We start from the raw sequence: 16863 nt of genomic DNA on the forward strand, positions 1-16863 counted from the left end.
CGGAGCTCCCGGGGGTGCTCACCGCCGACCAGGTGCGCCGGACGGTGTCCTGGATCGCCGGCGAGCAGCAGGGCGACGGCGCGCTGCCGTGGTTCCGCGCCGGTCAGCTCGACCCCTGGGACTCCGTCGAGGCGGCCATGGCGCTGGACGTCGGTGGCGAGCACGCCGGTGCCGTGGCGGCCTACCGCTGGCTGGCCGCCCGGCAGCGCGCCGACGGCAGCTGGGCGGCCGAGTACCGGGCCGGCGCGGAGTCCGCGCCCGCCGCGGAGAGCAATCACGCCGGCTACCTCGCCGTCGGCGCCTGGCACTCCTGGCTGACCGCTGCCGACGAGGAACTGGTGACCGAGCTGTGGCCGGTCGTGCGCGCCGGCCTCGACCTGGTCACCCGCATGCAGCTGCCCGGCGGCGCGATCAGCTGGGCCCTGCGCCCCGACGGCACCCCGGACGACCTCGCGCTGCTCACCGGCAACGCGAGCCTGTTCCAGGCCCTGCGCTGCGGGCTCGCGCTCGCCGACCTGGTCGGCGAGGCGCAGCCGGACTGGGAGCTGGCCGTCGCCGATCTCGGCGTGGCGCTGCGCGGGCGCCCGGAGGCCTTCGCCGACCGGTCCCGCTACTCGATGGACTGGTACTACCCCGTGCTGGGCGGCGCGGTCACCGGGGCCCAGGCGGACGAGCGGCTGGCCGGCGACTGGGACCGTTTCGTCGTCGCCGGGCTCGGCATCCGCTGCGTCGCCGACCGGCCCTGGGTGACCGGCGCGGAGACCTGCGAGCTGGCGCTGGCCCTGGTCGCGGCCGGCCGGCCCGACGCCGCCCTGGAACAGGTCGCGGCGATGCAGCACCTGCGCGACGACGACGGCGCGTACTGGACCGGCTTCGTCTACCCCGACGACGCGCGATGGCCGGTGGAGCGGACCACCTGGACGGCGGCCGCGGTGGTGCTCGCGGCGGACGCGCTGTCCGGGGCCTCCCCGGCCTCGGGGCTGTTCGCCGATCCGGGCGCGCTGCCGGCCGCCGGCATGACCGATGCCACCGAACGCGCCGATTGGCTGCCGGGGCGCGCGGGCACGGTGTTCCCGTGACCGCCCTGCCCGCAGACCGCCCGCGCCCGCCGGCGGCCGACGTCACCGTCGTCGTCGCCAGCCGCAACCGCCGGGACGACCTGCTGGCCTCGCTCCCCCGGCACGAGGCCCCGGTCGTCCTGGTCGACAACGCCTCCACCGACGACACGCTCGCCGCGGTCGGGGAGGCCCACCCCGAGGTCACCCTCCTCCCGCTGGAGCGCAACGAGGGCGCGCACGGACGCACGCTGGGCGCCGCCCGGGCGCGCACGCCGTTCCTCGCCTTCGCCGACGACGACTCGTGGTGGGCCCCCGGGGACCTCGCCCGCGCGGTCGCGATCCTGCGGGCACATCCGCGCCTGGCGCTGGTCAACGCGCGGATCCTGGTCGGCCCGGAGCAGCGCCTGGACCCGGTCTGCGCCGAGATGGCCGCCAGCCCGCTGGGCACCGCGCCCGACCTGCCCGGCCCCTCCCTGCTCGGCTTCGTCGCCTGCGCCGCGATCGTGCGCACCGAGGCGTTCGAGGCGGTCGGCGGGTTCGACCCGGTGGTGCGGTTCCCCGGGGAGGAGGAGCGGCTGGCGCTCGACCTGGCCGCCGCAGGCTGGGGGCTGGCCTACGTCGACGAGGTGACCGTGCACCACCACCCCTCCCCCCGCCGGGAGGCGCCGGACCGCCGGCAGGCCGGTCTCTGGCGCAGCCGCCTGCTCACCGCGCTGATGCGGCTGCCCGCCGGTTCCGTCGCCGGCGTGGTCGCCGGCGCGGTGCGCACCGGCCGCCCCGGTGTCGAGGGGCTGGTGCGGGCGCTGCCGGACGTGCCCGCCGCGCTCCGCAGGCGCCGGCCGGTGCCCGCGGACGTGCTGGCCCAGCTGCGCGTGCTCGCCGGGGAGCAGGCGTGACCGCGGCCGAGCCCGGCACCCGGGCGGCCACCGACGCCCGGCGCGACCCGCGCGTCGCCGTCGTCGTCATCACGCACCAGCGCCGCGACGAGCTGCTCGTCGCCCTCGAGCGCCTGATCGCCCTGCCGGAGCAGCCGCACGTCGTGGTCGTGGACAACGGGTCGACCGACGGCACGGCCGAGGCCGTCCGCACCCGGTTCCCGCAGGTGGAGCTGATCGCCAGCCCGGAGAACCTGGGCGCGGTGGGCCGCAACCTCGGGGTGGCGCGGCTGGACACCCCGTACGTCGCCTTCTGCGACGACGACACGTGGTGGGAGCCCGGCGCGCTGCGCACCGCGGCCGACACCCTCGACGCGCATCCGCGGCTCGCGGTGGTCACCGCCCGGATCCTGGTGGAGCCGGGGAGCACCGAGGACCCGATCGTCGCCGAGCTGCGCGACTCCCCCGTCCGCGGCGCCGAGTGGCTGCCCGGGCCGGCGCTCGGCTCGTTCCTCGCAGGCGCGTCGGTGCTGCGCCGGGAGGCGTTCGACGAGGTCGGCGGCTTCTCCGAGCGGCTGTGGCTCGGCGGCGAGGAGGAGCTGATGGCCGGTGACCTGGCCGCCCGCGGCTGGGAGCTGTGCTACCTGCCCGCGCTCACCGTCCACCACCAGGCCAGCACCGCGCGCGATCCGCACAAGCGCCGGGCCGACGGCATCCGGAACACGCTCTGGACGACGTGGCTGCGGCGGCCGATCCGCCCGGCGCTGCGGCGCACCGTGCACCTGCTCCGCACGGTCCCGCGGGACCGGGTGACCGCCCGCGGCCTGGTGCAGGCGGTGCGCGGGCTGCCGTGGGTGCTCCGCGAGCGGCGGGTGCTGCCCCCGCACGCGGAGGCGCGGTTCGCCGCGCTCGAGGCCGCCCAGCGGACGTCGGCCGCCCGCAAGTACGTCAGCTGATCGCCGGGCCGGAGCGGAGTCCGCGTCAGCGGCGGGACTCGACCGACGATCGCCTGGTCTCGGGCCTCCTCCGGTCCGGCATCTGATTCCGCGAGAGGAGATGGGCCCCGAGGAGGACGACCGCCGCCGCGCCCACGACGACGACCACGGTCGTCATCGACCACCCTTGGGTGTCGACGCTGTCGTCCACCAACTCGGCGCTCCGCTCCTCCACGAGGAACGGCTCGTCCCGCAGCGCCTCCCCGAGTGCCACCAACGCCTCGGTCCAGTTGCTCTCCACGACCTCCGGTTCCACCCGGGCGGTCACGACGTCGTCGACATCGGCCACCGGCAGCGCGGCGGAGGGATCCACCCACCACTCGTACTCGGCGTCGTCCACGCCGACGGCGAACAGCATGTCCTCGGTGCCGAGTCCGGTGAGTTCCGCGGTCTCCTGGACCCAGTCGTCGCCGGCGTTGCCCTCGAAGTCGGGGACGAGGACGACGTACAGCTCCGGACCTCCCGCGTCGAGCAGCTCGGCCAGCGACTGCTCCACCTGCGCCTCCTCGTCCCCGTCCAGGACACCCGCCACGTCGCTGAGCTGGTCGCTCAGCTCCAGGGGCGGCTCCGCCGAGGCCGGTCCCGCGCCGAGCAGGAGCCCGAGGGCAGTGACCAGGACGACGATGAAGCGGTACACAGCAGCCTCCGGTGGCGGCTCGGCGCGGTCCCGACTCGCGACCGCACTCTAGGCCTGACCATCAGAGGGACGACCGGCCCGCGGCACGCCACCCTCGCCCGCCCCGCACGCCGACGCCGGTGACCACCGGCCGGCGCACTCGGCACGTCCGCGTGCTGGGCCCCGGCGACGGGGAGTAGCCGACGCGCCGTCCTGCGGACGACCCGGTGCCATTCCACCATGCGCTCCGCTATCCGAGCGTAATGGCACCGTCGCGGAGTGGTTGAACAAAGTCGCGCGCCCCCGACGCGGACTGCTGCGTGCACATATGTGCACGCTCGTCGCGCACACGGCGAATTCACTCGCGGAGGGGGAGGAAAGGGCGGACCTCGGGGGGTTCGGCGCCGGCGGCCGCGACGACCACCCCCAGGACGCGTCGGACCAGTGCACCATGTGCACATCGCGGTATCGGATTCGCACCCGACCGTCGGGGCCCATCGTCTCCGCCCACGCCGCCAGGTCCACCCGACCCAGGGTGTCGAGGGTGGTCGCACCGACCTCGACCAGGCACTCCTCGTGCACCGAGTGCCGGAGCGAGCACCCCCCGGCGTTCCGGTGCCGCCGGCACCCGTCTCTGCTCGGCGGCCGACAGCGCGACCGGCATCGCCGCCAGGACGTCGCCGGACACTGCCTCGACGTCCACGGCGACGGCGTCCCACCCGGCGACAGCAGCGACCGCCCGCCGGGTCCGGGACAGGCTCACGTGCACGCCGGGCAGGCCCCGCAGTCCCGGCTCGCCGTGCATCGCGGAGCCGCAGTCCGGGCACCGCTGCTCCGTCCCGAGGCTCTCGATCGGCCGCTGCGTCAATGCGGCCGCGCACCACCGGGCCAGCAGGTGGGCGGCGACGTAGGCCTCCCGGTCCGCGGGGTGCCGCAGCGCTGCGGCCCGCCGCCACTCCACTGCAGTGAGCAGTGCGCCGTCGAGTGCGCGCAGCCCGTGATCCGGCCGCACCGCGCAGGCGAGCGGCCGCCGAGCGGCGGTGACCGCCACCGCCTGCGTCACCGGACCTGCTCCGCCGACGCGCCCGCACCCAGCGTGACCTTTCTTGCACGGGATGGAGCGCCACGAGTTGACGGACGAGCACCCGGACTCGTCCCGCCGCCGGCGCGAATACCTGACGCAATGTCGCGCGCCGACAACACTGGGACAAACTGCTGGCACAGGTCCGAGCAGATCATTTCAGCCATCCGTTTCCGCCCCGTCCGGCTGCTATTTTCCGAGTAGCTGTGACTTTCCTCCACGAGCTTCGGGAACCGCCACGAGGACGGAACGCGACATGAGCACACCGCGCCGAGAGTGGGACCACCTCCTGTCCGCGGTGCCCGGGTTCATGGGCGAGCAGGGCACGTCGACGGCCCCGAGGTTCCGCCTCGAGGGCAACGTCGTCGCACACCCCGGCGACCTCGGCGCCCGGTACGCCCGGTTGAGCCAGTACTTCGAGCGCACCTGCGACAGCTCCCCGTCGGCGACGGCGGTGGAGTGCGACGGCGAGCGGCTCTCCTACGCGGAGCTCGACCAACGGGCGAACCGGCTGGCCAACTACCTGATCGGGCGGGGCGTCGGCGTCGGCTCCCGGGTGGGGATCCTCCTGGACCGCTCGGTCAGCACCTACGTCACGCTGCTCGCGGTCACGAAGACGGAGGCCACCTTCGTCCCGGTCGACCCGGCTGCGCCGGCCGACCGGCTGGAGTTCATCGCCGAGGACGCCGGCCTGGCGCTGATGGTGACCACGACGTCGTTCGGGGCCACGTCCGCAGGGCTGCCGTGCCCGGCGATCCACCTCGACGAGCTGGCCGGGGAGCTCGCCGCCCAGTCGAGCCACCGCCCCGATCGCCGATCCGGCGGCGACCCGGTCTGCTACGTCATCTACACGTCGGGGTCCAGCGGCCGGCCCAAGGGCGTGGAGATCGCCCAATCCAGCATCTGCAACTTCATCGGCATCGTGCCGATGCTGTACGGCGTCGAGCCCTCCGACCGCGTCTACCAGGGCATGACGATCGCCTTCGACTTCTCCATCGAGGAGATCTGGCCCACCTGGGCGGTCGGCGCCACCCTGGTGGCCGGCCCGACCGACGGTCGCCGGGTGGGATCGGGTCTGGCCGACTTCCTGGAGGAGCAGGAGGTCACGATGATCTACTGCGTCCCCACCGTCCTGGCGACGCTGGACCGCCTGCTGCCGCTGATCCGCACGGTGAACGTCGGCGGTGAGGCCTGTCCACGCGAGCTGGTCGACCGCTGGGGTCCCGGACGGCGGATCCTGAACACCTACGGCCCGACGGAGACCACCGTCACCTGCACCATGGCGGAGCTGCGGCCGGGCAAGCCGGTCACCATCGGCCGGCCGCTGCCCACCTATCGGATCAGCCTGCTGGACGAGCGGCGCGCGACCGTCGCGCCGGGCGAGGTGGGCGAGATCTGCGTGGGCGGCCCGGGCGTCGCCCGCGGTTACGTCAACCGGCCCGACCTCACCGAGGACCGCTTCATCCCCGATCCGCGGTTCCCGGGTGAGCGGATCTACCGGACCGGCGACCTGGGCAGGTTCCTCGCCGACGGGGAGCTCGAGTACCTCGGCCGGGCCGACAGCGAGGTCAAGGTGCGCGGGCACCGCGTCGACCTCCAGGAGATCGAGAGCGTGCTCCAGGAGCACGGCCAGGTCGTCGCGGCCGTGGTCACGCTGCTGGAGTCCCAGGGGAGCGGCGGCGAGCTGGCCGGGTACGTCGTGCTCCGGGCGGGCGCCGCGGAGGACGGTCTCATCGACGAGCTGCACGACCGGCTGGAGCAGCAGCTGCCCGACTACATGGTCCCGGCCTACCTCGACGTGGTCGGCACCATCCCGATGCTGCCCAGCGGCAAGGCCGACCGGAAGAGCCTCCCCGGCCCGCGTGGCCCGCGCCTCATGCGGAGCAGCGGGGCGTACGTCCCCCCGGCCGATGCCGTCGAGGCATGGATCGCCGGGCTGTGGGAGGAGACCCTGGAGCTGCCGCCGGGCTCGGTCTCCGTCGAGGCCGACTTCTTCGAGGCGCTGGGCGGGCACTCCCTCCTCGCGGCGACGGTCGTCTCCACCATGCGGGAGAGCGACCTCGCCTGCGGGCTGTCGATCCTGGAGCTGTACCGGCATCCGACCGTCCGCGCTCTCGCGGGGTTCCTCGAGGACGGCGTCGACGGTGCGGCTCCCGCCGAGCGGGCCACCCGCCCGGCGGCTCCCTCGAGGCGACGGGTCGCCGTGTTCGGCTCGGCCCAGGTGGGCTGGCTCTACGCCGTCGTCGCACTGCTGCTGCTGCCGGTGACCGCGGTCTACGTGCTCAACGACGGCGTCCCCTCGTTCGCGCTCGTCGTCCAGCTCGCCCTGCTGCTGCCGCCGGCATACCTGGTCATCCGCTGGGTCCTGCCCCTGGTCGGCAGCCGGCTGCTCTCCCGCGGGCTCCAGCCCGGTGACCATCCCCTGTGGGGGCAGGTCCACCTGCGGGTGTGGACGGTCCAGAAGCTGATGCAGATGTCCCCGCTCAACGTCCTGGCCGGATCGCCCTTCGCGGCCACCTACCTCCGCCTCGCCGGTGCCCGGGTGGAGGACGAGAGCCACATCAACAGTGCGGACATCAGCCTGCCCGGGCACCTGAGCATCGGGCGCGGCGCGACCGTGGGCTACGGCACGCAGCTGCACCCCCACCGCATCACCGACGGGGTGCTCTCCATCCGTCCCATCACGGTCGGCGACGGCGCGCTCGTCGGCGCCCAGTGCCTCCTCGAGTGCGGCTCGACCGTCGGCGAACGCGCCATCCTGCGGGACCAGTCCTTCCTCGAGTCCGGCGAGTCCGTCCCGGCCGGGGAGACCTGGTCGGGGTCGGCGGCCCGGCCGATGCCGGACGACATGGACCCGGTCGTGGAGCTCATGGCCGGCTGCGACGCCGCGCCGCGCACCTGGCGCCGCGAGCTGCTGGCCGGCTTCTCGGGCGGGATCCTGCTGCTCGAGCTGATGCCCTTCCTGATCATGCTCCCGGTCGTGGCGCTCGTCTGGTGGGCACTGCTCACGTTCGGGCTGGGTGCGGGCCTGCTCGCCACCGCGCTGTCGGGGCCGCTCTTCGTGGCCACCTCCTGCGGGCTCATCCTCGGGTTCCGGCGCCTGGCCCTGCCCACGACGCCACCGGGGATCCATCACCTGCGCTCGCAGCTCGGGCTGGAGAAGTGGCTCGGCGACAAGATGCAGGAGCTGAGCCTGCTGCTGAACAACACGATGTACTCCACCCTCTACACCCCCCTGTGGCTGCGGGCGCTGGGGACGAAGGTCGGCAAGGGCGCCGAGGTCTCGACCATCGCCAACATCGACCCCGACCTGCTCACCCTGGAGGACGGCAGCTTCGTCGCCGACATGGCCAGCGTCGGGAGCGCCACCTACGCCAACGGGCACGTCGCGTTCCGGCCGACCGTCATCGGCTCCCGGGCCTTCGTCGGCAACGCCGCCTTCATCCCGTCCGGCACGCATCTGGGCGACGGATCGCTGATCGGCGTCCGTACCGTTCCGCCGTCGACCCAGGTCGGAGCGGGGACGTCGTGGCTGGGCTCCCCGGCCTTCTTCCTGCCGCGACGGGAGATCTTCGACGAGTTCACCGAGGAGCAGACCTTCAGCCCCGGCCGGGCACGGGTCCGGGCGCGCTACGCGATCGAGTTCCTCCGGATCGTGCTGCCGAGTTCGCTGCTCGCGGTGGCGATGTTCGCGACCCTGTACGGCACGGCCCTGCTGGCCACGACCTACGGCGCGCTGGTCACCGTCCTCGGCGGGCCGCTGATCGCCCTCGCCTCCAGCGTCGGCGTCGTGGTGCTGGTGGCCGCGCTCAAGTGGCTCCTCGTCGGCCGGTACGAGCCGCGGGTGCGCCCGCTGTGGAGCGGCTTCGTGCGGCGCACGGAGTTCGTCACCGGCATCTACGAAGCGGCCGCCGTGCCGGCCCTGCTCACCTGGCTGACCGGCACTCCGCTGCTCGGCCCGGCGCTGCGTCTCTACGGCACCCAGGTCGGCCGTCGCTCGCTGATCGACACCACCTACGTCACCGAGTTCGACCTCGTCCGGCTCGGCGACGACGTGGCGGTCGGCGCCGGCGCTTCGTTGCAGACCCACCTGTTCGAGGACCGCGTCATGAAGATGGGCTACGTCACCCTCCGCGACCGCGCCAGTGTCGGCGCCAAGTCCGTGGTGCTGTACGACTCCGCCGTCGAGGAGGAGGCGACCCTCGCGCCGCTGTCCCTGGTCATGAAGGGCGAGTCGCTCCCACCGGGCACCACCTGGTCGGGCATCCCGGCGGAGAAGGTCAGCCGGCCGATCGCCTGGCTGCCGGATGCGGCACCGGCGCCCGCCGGCGCCCCGGCCGGTGAGCAGGGGCACCGATGAGCACCCCGCTGGGACGCCACAGACGCCCGGAAGCGGCGGCCCCTCCCGCGGCACCGCCCGGGACATCCGCCGGGACCGGGCCGGTCGCGCACGCCTGCGCGCCGGTCCGCTCCGGCGACGTCTCCGGAACGCCGCCCAGCACCGCGACAGGCCCGCACGGGGGCTCCCGCCCCCGCCTGGTCGGGATCGACGCGGCCCGTGGTGTGGCGCTGCTGGGCATGATGGCGGTCCACACCATCGACGCCTACGACGACGACCGCACGCTGTCGTTGGCGTGGACGCTGTCCGCCGGGAAGGCCGCCGCGCTGTTCGCGGTCCTGGCCGGGGTCGGCGTCGCGTTCGCCAGCGGTGGTCACCGTCCCACCGGACGCAGCTGGAGGGCGGACGCGGCCTCGCTGGCCGTGCGTGCGCTGCTCATCGGTGCCGTGGGCCTGACGCTGGGTTACGTGGTGCCCTCGGCATACGCCGCGATCATCCTCGCCTACTACGCGCTGCTGTTCCTGTTCGCGATCCCGTTGCTGTCGCTGTCCATCCGCACGCTGGTGGTCCTGACCGGCGCCATCGCCGTGGTCGTCCCGGTGCTCAGCCATGCCGTCCGGGCGAGCACGGGTCTGTCGGGCGACGGCAGGAACCCGACGTTCACCGACCTGCTCGACGACCCGCTGGGACTGCTCGGGGAGCTCGCGCTCACCGGTGTCTACCCCGCCCTCCCGTGGCTGGCCTACCTCTGTGCCGGGATGGCCGTCGGACGCTCGCTGCTCTCGTCCCGGCGGACCGTCGGCTTCATCGTGCTCATCGGCGCCGGGCTCGTCGTGGGCGCCCGGACGACCTCGTGGCTGCTCCTGGACGTGCTGGGCGGCCGCGCCGAGCTGGGGACCGGAGCACGTGCGTCGATGACCGCCGACGATGTCGAGCGTGTCCTGCAGAGCGGCTGGGCCGGCACGACGCCGCCCGACACCGGCTGGTGGCTGGCGACGACGGCGCCGCACTCCAGCACCCCCCTGGACATGCTGTACACGATCGGCATCGCGTTGGTGGTGCTCGGCGTCTTCATCCTGATCGGGCGCACCACCACCGCCCTGCTGCGGCCGCTGGCCGCCGCCGGCAGCATGACGCTGACCGTCTACAGCCTGCACCTGCTGATGCTGGGCTCCGACGTCCTCCCCGGAGGCCCGGCCGAGCTGGTCATCCAGCTCGCGGTGGTCGTCGCCTTCGCGCTGGTCTGGAGCCGGTACCACCTCCGGGGGCCCCTCGAGGAGCTGGTGGCGTCGGCGACCGGCGCGGTGCGCAGGAAGGTGGCGGCGGCCGGGAGGACGGAGACCGCGGGTGACCGCAGCGGGAGCTGATCCGACGTCGCCCGGCGATCGCCTGGCGCTGGTGTACCGGGGCCCGGCGTCGACGCCGGGCTGCCCGGAGGCGGTCGCCGCCGCCCTGGCACGGAGCCGGTGGGACCTCGACGTGCGGTTCGTCGGGCCCGGGGAGCAGCTGCCCCTCGACCCCGCGGTGCTCGCCGGTGCCGCCGTCTACGCCCAGCCCGGCGGCGGAGAGCTGCGCCGTGCCTACCGAAAGCTCCGCCGGTCCGCCGACGCGGTCCGGGACTTCGTCCGCGCCGGCGGCGGCTACCTCGGATTCTGCCTCGGCGGATACCTCGCCGGCGAGACTCCCGGCTTCGGCCTGCTGCCCGGGGACGCGGACCGGTTCATCTCCTCCCCCGACGCAGATCCGGCGGGCGAGGGTGACCACGTGGTCACCGTGACCTGGGCCGGCCGGCGACGGCAGGTCTTCTTCGAGGACGGCCCCTGGTTCGACCTCGATCCCGCCCGGGGTCCGGCCGAGGTCGTGGCCACCTACGGCAACGGGCTGCCCGCCGCCGTGGTGGCTCCCTTCGGGCGCGGCCGGGTCGGCGTGGTGGGGCCGCACCCGGAAGCTCCACCGGACTGGTACGCCGACGCCGGGCTGCGGTTGCCCGAGGACCTGCAGGCAGACCTCACCCAGGACCTCGTCGACCGGGTCCTGGACATCCGCCGCACGGCCCGCCGGGTCTGACCCGGACCGCGACGGCGGGCGTCCCCCGGGCCCGGTCGTACCGGAGGGGACGCCGTCGTCGGTCCAGCCGATCCCGATCGGCGGAGTTCGCCTCAGCCGGCGTCGAGCATCCTCGCGACGGTCGGCCCCAGCCGGCCGTCCAGGGCGTGCCCGACGCCGGACGGGAACTCCGCGGTCGCGGCCACGCCACGGGCGGCGTACCAGTCCCGGCCGGCACGTGCGCCCCAGGATGCCGTCAGCGGAACGGCCGTGTCGGCGGTGCCGGTGAACCAGTGGCCGCGGACACCGGACATGTGAGCCGACGTCAGGGAGGTGCGACCCGCCGGCGGCCCCCCACCGCCGAAGACGACCCAGCCGCCGCCGAGCCGCATGAGCTCGGGGTGCCTGGGCACCAGGAAGCGGGTGATCTCCTGGGCGCCCGAGGAGAAGCCGGCGAGCCACACCTCGGTGATCGGGTAGGCGCCGATCCCCTCCCGCTCGATCAACTCGGCGAGGAAGTCGGCGTAACCGGCGGTGTCGCCGGTGTGCCAGCACTCGCACGACTGGTTCGGGCTCTCCACGGCCAGCGTCACCATGTTGCGCGCCCTGCTCTGGGCGACGAGTCCGGACCGTCCACCCAGTGCGTAGCTCGCGTCCGGGTTGTCGATCCCGTACTCCCCCGTGCCGTCGACGTACACCACCAGGCCCACCGGCTTGCTCGCGTCGATCCCGCCGGCGTAGCGCAGGTAGCGGCCGGTGTGGCCGTTCCCGGCTGTGAACGATGCACGGGGCTGATCGCTGTAGGACCCCCCCGAGCCGGCGCTGACGCCGGGGACCGCCGGGCCTCCCGCGGCCGCCGCCGCCGGGGTCGCCGGAGTGGCAGCCGCTACGGGGGCCGGTTCTCGGACCGGGCCGCCCCGGCTTCCGCGCCCGGCCGACTCGTGGCCCCGCCCGGCCGTCGGCGTCCCGGCTGCCGCAGGAGCCTGGCCGGTCGCGGCCACGGCGGGATCGGTGGCGACCTGATCGGTCCCCGCCGTCCTGGTCCCGGCCGCCACGGCCGCCTCGGCCGCCTCGGCCCCGGCCACCTCGGCCCCGTCCGTCCCCGCCGGGTCCGGTCCCGCCGGGTCCGTCCCGGAGGGGTCCGGTACCGCAGGAGCGGGCGGCACCCCGATGACTGTGTGCTCGGCGGGCAGGGGTGCGGGCACGGAGCCGGGGGCCGTCGCTGCGCCCTGCGCGGGGTCGGTGGCGCCCTGGCTCGACCCGATCGCATGGTCGGGAGCCGACGCGGACACCGTCAGCCCTTCCGGCACGCAGGCGGTGGTGAGGAGCGCGATCGTGGTGGCCGCGACCAGCACGCCGGCGCGGCGGCCGACGGTGGTGAGGGATGTGCGCACGGGGAGTTCCTCCGGGATGCCCGACGTCAACGATGGCGACGGAGCGTTGCGGCGTGACCACTCGATGCAAGCACGCACGGTTCGCAACGGGAAGGTCACGCCCGGCTCACAGTTGCCCCATTCGCCTCCCTCGCCTCAGCTGTCCCGCCCCCCATGCCGATGACGGGGGCTCCCGTTCGGCGAGGGCTGTACAGCCCGGTCGGGGACACTGGAGCGACCGATCGAGCCCACCGGGCCCGGCGGGGCCTCGAAGGCGGGATGGGCTGGATGCGTGGGATGGGCTGGCGGGGGGCGTTCCTCGGCGTCGCGCTGACCCTGCTGGCGGCCGGCTGCACGACTCCGCAGCCCGGACCGGGACCCGGTCCCGACGCCGGCCCGGAGCCGAGCTCGAGCCCGAGTGCACCCCCGCCCGAGCCCGAGCCCGAGCCCGAGCCGTGGGCCGACCGTCCGGTCGTCGACCTCCGCTTCGCTGTGGCAGAGGACCTCGACACGGTGGTCGGCCGGGAGCGCATCCTCTTCACCCCCGACCTGCCGACGTGCGAACTGGTGTTCCGCGCGTGGCCGAACAAGCCGGCCACCTCGGTGGCAGGCAACTCCCTGGTGGTCACCGAGGTGCGCCTGGAGGACCGGGCGGTCGGCTTCCGGGACATCGCCGCCGGGGCACCGGCCGACGCCCCGGCGGGCACGCTGGTGGAGGTCCCGCTCGGCGAGTGCGCCGCGGCCGGGGACCAGATCGAGGTCGAGCTCGACTTCCAGCTGGAGCTCGGCGAGGACACCAACGAGCGGGTCGGCACGTCCGGCACCGAGGAGGTCGCCTGGTTCGCCACGGCCTTCCCGCTCCTGGCCTGGGAGCGTGGGCGGGGATGGGACCGCGGGCCCGCGGTCCCCGTCACCGGTGAGATGGCGGTGAGCGAGGACTTCGAGCTCTCGCTCGCGGTGGCCGCCCCCTCGGGTCTCGACGTGCTGAGCACCGGCACCCCGATCGGCACCTCCGACGGCCCCGACGGGACGACGGTCCACCGGTTCACCTCCCCCGCCGTCCGCGACGTCGCGGTGTCCGTCGGCGAGTTCGACGTGGCCGAGCGGGAGATCGCGGGCGTGCGCGTGCGGGTGGCCGCCGACCAGGGGGTGGCGGCAGCGGACCCGTCGGACTGGCTGGACCAGATCGAGGAATCGACCCGCGACCTGGTCGACCTGCTGGGCCCCTTCCCGTTCCCCGACCTGTCGGTCACGGTGCTCTCGGCCCAGACCAGTGGCATCGAGTTCCCCGGGGCCATCCAGTTCGGCGACGTCGATCCGCAGGGACGACGTGGGCTGGTGGCGCACGAACTGGCGCACATGTGGTTCTACGGCCGCGTCGGCAACGACCAGGGTGCCCACCCGTGGATCGACGAGTCGTTCGCGACGTTCGCCCAGATGGTGTCCGGGGGCGACGATCTCCCCGACGCGCCCGTCGTGCGGGACGGCGCCCCGCCGGTGGGTGCGCCGATGTCGTACTGGACCGGGTTCCGCCGCCCGAGCAGCGTCTACTACGAGACCGTCTACATCCGCGGCGGCGCCGCCCTGGTCGCCGCCCGCGAGCAGGCCGGCCGCGACGAGTTCGACGCCGCGCTCGCCGACTACCTGCGGGAGAACGCCTACTCCCTCGCGACCCCCGAGGACGTCGAGGAGGCGTTCGCCGATCTCCCCGAGGTGCTCACCGCGCTCCGCGAGGTCGGCGCGCTGCCCTGAACCCGCACAGGCGACGTACGAGAACCGAGAGGCGGCGAGGCGGGCGCACGCCTACCGTCCCGACCGTGCGGAGCCAGGACGCCGGCAGCACGTCCGGCTGATGACCGACTACGGGGCCGGGTCACCGTTGTGGACAGACGGCGGCAACACCGACCCTGCCGAGCTGGGGGTGTCCGCGGCGCTGGCCGCCCGGCTGGACGAGTGGAACGAGCTGTTCCAGGAGCACTTCCACTGGGACGGCGGCTGGCGCGACGCGGGTGCACGCGCGCGCTTCGCGGCCGAGGGGCCGCGCCTGCTGCGCGACCTCCAGCGGGAGCTCCCGGAGGCAGAGGTGGAGCTCGACGACTGGACGCAGGACGGGGTGTTCGGCCATCCGCGCCGGCCCGGCGGCCGCTCCCCCGAGGCCTGAGGCCCCGGAGCCCGCGACCCCCTTCTCAGCGCGCGCAGTCGACGCAGGTGCGGGCGGTCGGGCGGGCGGCGAGCCGCTCAGGTGGGATCGGCCGCCCGCAGCCCTCGCACCGCCCGTAGGTGCCGGCCTCCACGGCGGCCACGGCGGCATCGACGTCGGCCAGCCGGCGGCGGGCGGAGTCGAGCAGCGCGGCCACCTGCTGACGCTCGAAGGCGATCGTCGCGCCCTCGGGGTCGTGCTCGTCGTCGGCGTTGGACGCCTTCGATGCCGCCACGATGGCGTCGAACTCGCGGGTCAGCGCCTCGATCTGGGCCTGGGCCGCGGCCCGTTCAGCGCTCAGCGCGTCCCCACCCGCCCCGGTCATCGGACGCGGCGCAGCAGCCGCAGCGACCCGGTGCCGGGCAGCTCCGCGAAGTCACCGGACTCCAGCACCCGCCGGTAGACCCCGTACGGCGCCTGCCCGCCGTCGGCCGGGTCGGGGAAGACGTCGTGGATGGCCAGGGTCCCTCCCACGGCGAGCGCGGCCACCCAGGCGTCCTGGTCGCGGCGCGCGGACTCCTCGGTGTGGCTGCCGTCGAGGAACAGCAGGGCCAGCGGGGTCGACCACAGCGGGGCCAGCGTCTCCGACCGGGTGACGACGGCGATCACGACGTCCTCCGCGCCGGCGTCGGCGATGGTCCGCCGGAACCGGGGCAGCGTGTCGATCCGGCCCACGGCGGGGTCGACCAGCGACGAGTCGTGGTACTCCCACCCCGGCTGGTGCTCCTCGGACCCGCGGTGGTGGTCGACGGTGACCACCTGGCGGCCGGTCTCGCGCGCCGCGGCGGCCAGGTAGAGCGCGGACTTCCCCATCCAGCTGCCCACCTCCAGCAGCGGCCCGGGGACGGCGACGGTGCGGGCCGCCTCGTACAGGGCGAGGCCCTCGTCGTCGGGCATGAAGCCCGGCGCGGCCTGCGCGGCGGCGAGGAGATCGGTGCTCGGGGGCGGGACGGGCGCGGGCATGGGGACAGCCTCGCTCATCGGGCGAACCGGGCACGCAGGCCGGTCAGCCCGCGCTCGGTCACGGTGCCCGCCGAGGCATCGGCCGCCTTGGCGAAGAAGGCGCCCGCGGCGGTGGTGACGGGCACCGCGAGCACCAGGGCGATCGCGCCGACGAGCGTGCGGATCACCTCCTCGGCCAGCGCCGAGCTGGTCACGATGACGTGCCACGGCTGGTCGTAGACCTCGAAGAGCAGGAGCAGCGGCAGCGCGGCGCCGGAGTAGGCGAAGACGATCGTGTAGACGGTCGAGGCGATGTGGTCCCGCCCCACCGACATCCCGCGGGTGTAGAGCTCGCGCCAGGTCATCGACGGGTCGACCTCGTGCAGCTGCCAGATCGCCGATGCCTGGGTGATCGTGACGTCGTTGAGCACGCCCAGCCCGGCGACGACGATGCCGGCGAGCACGAGCCCGGAGAAGTCCAGCGTCGGGTCGAAGTTGTTCAGCGTCGTCGTCTCCTCGTTGGTCAGCCCGGTCAACCGGGCGGCGGCCACGGCGAGGGAGCCGAGCACGGCGACGAGCGTGAGGCCGAACAGCGTGCCGACCAGCGCGGTCGTGGTCCGGGCGGAGAAGCCGTGCGCGAGGTAGAGGACGACGAACATGATCGCCGCGGACCCGACCAGGCTCACCAGCGCCGGCGAGTCGTACTGGAGCAGACCGGGCAGGACGAACTGCAGGAGCACGAAGAAGGCGAACGCCAGGCCCACCAGCGACGCCAGCCCCCGCAGCCGCGCCACCAGCCCGACCACGACGGCGAAGCCGACGGCCAGCGCGATCATCGGGGTGTCCCGCTCGAAGTCGAAGAACTGGTACGCCGGCCCGCCCTCTGCCCCCGGGTCCCGGGTGAGCACCAGCGTGTCGCCTTCCGAGACCCCGCCGGCCACGACGTCGGGCTGCAGGTCGATCTGCGTGAAGTCGCCGGCGCCGTCGCCCTCGAGGACCTCCACGACGACGCGGGCGCACGTGGCCGGCCCGCCCTCCGGGTCGCCGCAGTCGTACTCCTCGACGGAGACGACCCGTGCGTCCGGGTAGGTGGTGCCCGGGAGCAGGTAGGTGTCGGCCACCTGCTCGGCGCGCGTCGGCTCGTCGCTGGGCCACAGCGCGACCAGGCCGATGATCGTGGCCAGGCCGACGGGCACGAGCAGCAGGAGCATCAGCCAGACCGCGCGCCGGCGGCGGGCGACCGCCTCGGCCGAGGGCGGCGGCGGGTCCGGGTCGGCGACGTGGCTGTGGGCGTGGGTGGACGGCACCCGATCAGGCTAGGAGCCCCGGCGCCCCCCG

The 16863-nt window shown here is 74.5% G+C and carries 13 protein-coding genes; 8 read left to right on the forward strand and 5 right to left on the reverse strand.

Going from position 1 to position 16863, the window contains the following annotated elements:
- Positions 1 to 14 precede the first annotated feature (14 nt).
- Genes ABDB74_RS13300 through ABDB74_RS13310 form a run of 3 tightly spaced genes read left to right on the forward strand, consistent with a single transcriptional unit; the run spans position 15 to position 2889 of the window.
- Positions 15 to 1079, forward strand: coding sequence for a prenyltransferase (locus ABDB74_RS13300; RefSeq protein ID WP_346619101.1), 1065 nt, complete (start codon positions 15 to 17; stop codon positions 1077 to 1079).
- A complete protein-coding gene (locus ABDB74_RS13305; RefSeq protein WP_346619102.1) occupies positions 1076 to 1954 on the forward strand; it encodes a glycosyltransferase in 879 nt (292 codons plus the stop codon). The genes ABDB74_RS13300 and ABDB74_RS13305 overlap by 4 nt, the downstream gene beginning before the upstream one ends.
- Positions 1951 to 2889 carry a glycosyltransferase family 2 protein gene (locus tag ABDB74_RS13310; RefSeq protein WP_346619103.1) on the forward strand — a complete coding sequence of 313 codons (939 nt, stop codon included), beginning with the start codon at positions 1951 to 1953 and terminating at the stop codon, positions 2887 to 2889. The genes ABDB74_RS13305 and ABDB74_RS13310 overlap by 4 nt, the downstream gene beginning before the upstream one ends.
- A gap of 25 nt (positions 2890 to 2914) precedes the next feature.
- On the opposite strand, the gene ABDB74_RS13315 is transcribed toward ABDB74_RS13310, so the two are convergent.
- Entirely contained in the window at positions 2915 to 3565 is a 651-nt protein-coding gene (locus ABDB74_RS13315; protein ID WP_346619104.1) for a TPM domain-containing protein, read from the reverse strand.
- Positions 3566 to 4881: 1316 nt separating this feature from the next.
- Here ABDB74_RS13315 and ABDB74_RS13320 point away from each other — a divergent pair.
- Genes ABDB74_RS13320 through ABDB74_RS13330 form a run of 3 tightly spaced genes read left to right on the forward strand, consistent with a single transcriptional unit; the run spans position 4882 to position 11031 of the window.
- A complete protein-coding gene (locus ABDB74_RS13320) occupies positions 4882 to 8985 on the forward strand; it encodes a Pls/PosA family non-ribosomal peptide synthetase (protein ID WP_346619105.1) in 4104 nt (1367 codons plus the stop codon).
- Positions 8982 to 10331, forward strand: a complete 1350-nt coding sequence (locus ABDB74_RS13325) for a heparan-alpha-glucosaminide N-acetyltransferase domain-containing protein (protein ID WP_346619106.1) — start codon at positions 8982 to 8984, stop codon at positions 10329 to 10331. Before ABDB74_RS13320 ends, ABDB74_RS13325 begins: the two co-directional genes overlap by 4 nt.
- Positions 10312 to 11031, forward strand: coding sequence for a BPL-N domain-containing protein (locus ABDB74_RS13330; protein WP_346619108.1), 720 nt, complete (start codon positions 10312 to 10314; stop codon positions 11029 to 11031). Before ABDB74_RS13325 ends, ABDB74_RS13330 begins: the two co-directional genes overlap by 20 nt.
- A gap of 92 nt (positions 11032 to 11123) precedes the next feature.
- Here ABDB74_RS13330 and ABDB74_RS13335 read toward each other — a convergent pair whose 3' ends face one another.
- Positions 11124 to 12404: a hypothetical protein gene (locus ABDB74_RS13335; protein ID WP_346619109.1), complete on the reverse strand. Its 1281-nt coding sequence runs from the start codon at positions 12402 to 12404 to the stop codon at positions 11124 to 11126.
- A gap of 258 nt (positions 12405 to 12662) precedes the next feature.
- Here ABDB74_RS13335 and ABDB74_RS13340 point away from each other — a divergent pair, with 258 nt between their 5' ends.
- Together ABDB74_RS13340 and ABDB74_RS13345 are read left to right on the forward strand one after the other, a co-directional pair.
- Complete coding sequence (locus ABDB74_RS13340) at positions 12663 to 14135, forward strand: peptidase M1 (protein WP_346619110.1); 1473 nt, start codon at positions 12663 to 12665, stop codon at positions 14133 to 14135.
- Positions 14136 to 14235: 100 nt separating this feature from the next.
- Positions 14236 to 14544, forward strand: a complete 309-nt coding sequence (locus tag ABDB74_RS13345; protein ID WP_346619112.1) for a hypothetical protein — start codon at positions 14236 to 14238, stop codon at positions 14542 to 14544.
- A gap of 25 nt (positions 14545 to 14569) precedes the next feature.
- Here ABDB74_RS13345 and ABDB74_RS13350 read toward each other — a convergent pair whose 3' ends face one another.
- From ABDB74_RS13350 to ABDB74_RS13360, 3 genes are read right to left on the reverse strand one after another with little or no spacing between them, the layout of a single operon-like run.
- Positions 14570 to 14908 (reverse strand): TraR/DksA C4-type zinc finger protein, encoded by a 339-nt coding sequence (locus ABDB74_RS13350; protein WP_346619113.1) that lies wholly within the window; start codon positions 14906 to 14908, stop codon positions 14570 to 14572.
- Positions 14905 to 15546 carry a class I SAM-dependent methyltransferase gene (locus tag ABDB74_RS13355; protein WP_346619114.1) on the reverse strand — a complete coding sequence of 214 codons (642 nt, stop codon included), beginning with the start codon at positions 15544 to 15546 and terminating at the stop codon, positions 14905 to 14907. The genes ABDB74_RS13350 and ABDB74_RS13355 overlap by 4 nt, the downstream gene beginning before the upstream one ends.
- A 14-nt stretch (positions 15547 to 15560) precedes the next feature.
- Entirely contained in the window at positions 15561 to 16832 is a 1272-nt protein-coding gene (locus tag ABDB74_RS13360; protein ID WP_346619115.1) for a YibE/F family protein, read from the reverse strand.
- Positions 16833 to 16863 lie beyond the last annotated feature (31 nt).

The organism is Blastococcus sp. HT6-4 (genome assembly GCF_039679125.1).
GTDB lineage: Bacteria > Actinomycetota > Actinomycetes > Mycobacteriales > Geodermatophilaceae > Blastococcus > Blastococcus montanus.

What these genes read in the sequence shown, in the direction of transcription:
- ABDB74_RS13325 (WP_346619106.1), top strand. Translation starts at nt 8,982, where the DNA reads ATGAGCACCCCGCTGGGACGCCACAGACGCCCGGAAGCGGCGGCCCCT.
- ABDB74_RS13340 (WP_346619110.1), top strand. Translation starts at nt 12,663, where the DNA reads ATGGGCTGGATGCGTGGGATGGGCTGGCGGGGGGCGTTCCTCGGCGTC.
- ABDB74_RS13345 (WP_346619112.1), top strand. Translation starts at nt 14,236, where the DNA reads ATGACCGACTACGGGGCCGGGTCACCGTTGTGGACAGACGGCGGCAAC.
- ABDB74_RS13320 (WP_346619105.1), top strand. Translation starts at nt 4,882, where the DNA reads ATGAGCACACCGCGCCGAGAGTGGGACCACCTCCTGTCCGCGGTGCCC.
- ABDB74_RS13355 (WP_346619114.1), bottom strand. Translation starts at nt 15,546, where the DNA reads ATGCCCGCGCCCGTCCCGCCCCCGAGCACCGATCTCCTCGCCGCCGCG.
- ABDB74_RS13350 (WP_346619113.1), bottom strand. Translation starts at nt 14,908, where the DNA reads ATGACCGGGGCGGGTGGGGACGCGCTGAGCGCTGAACGGGCCGCGGCC.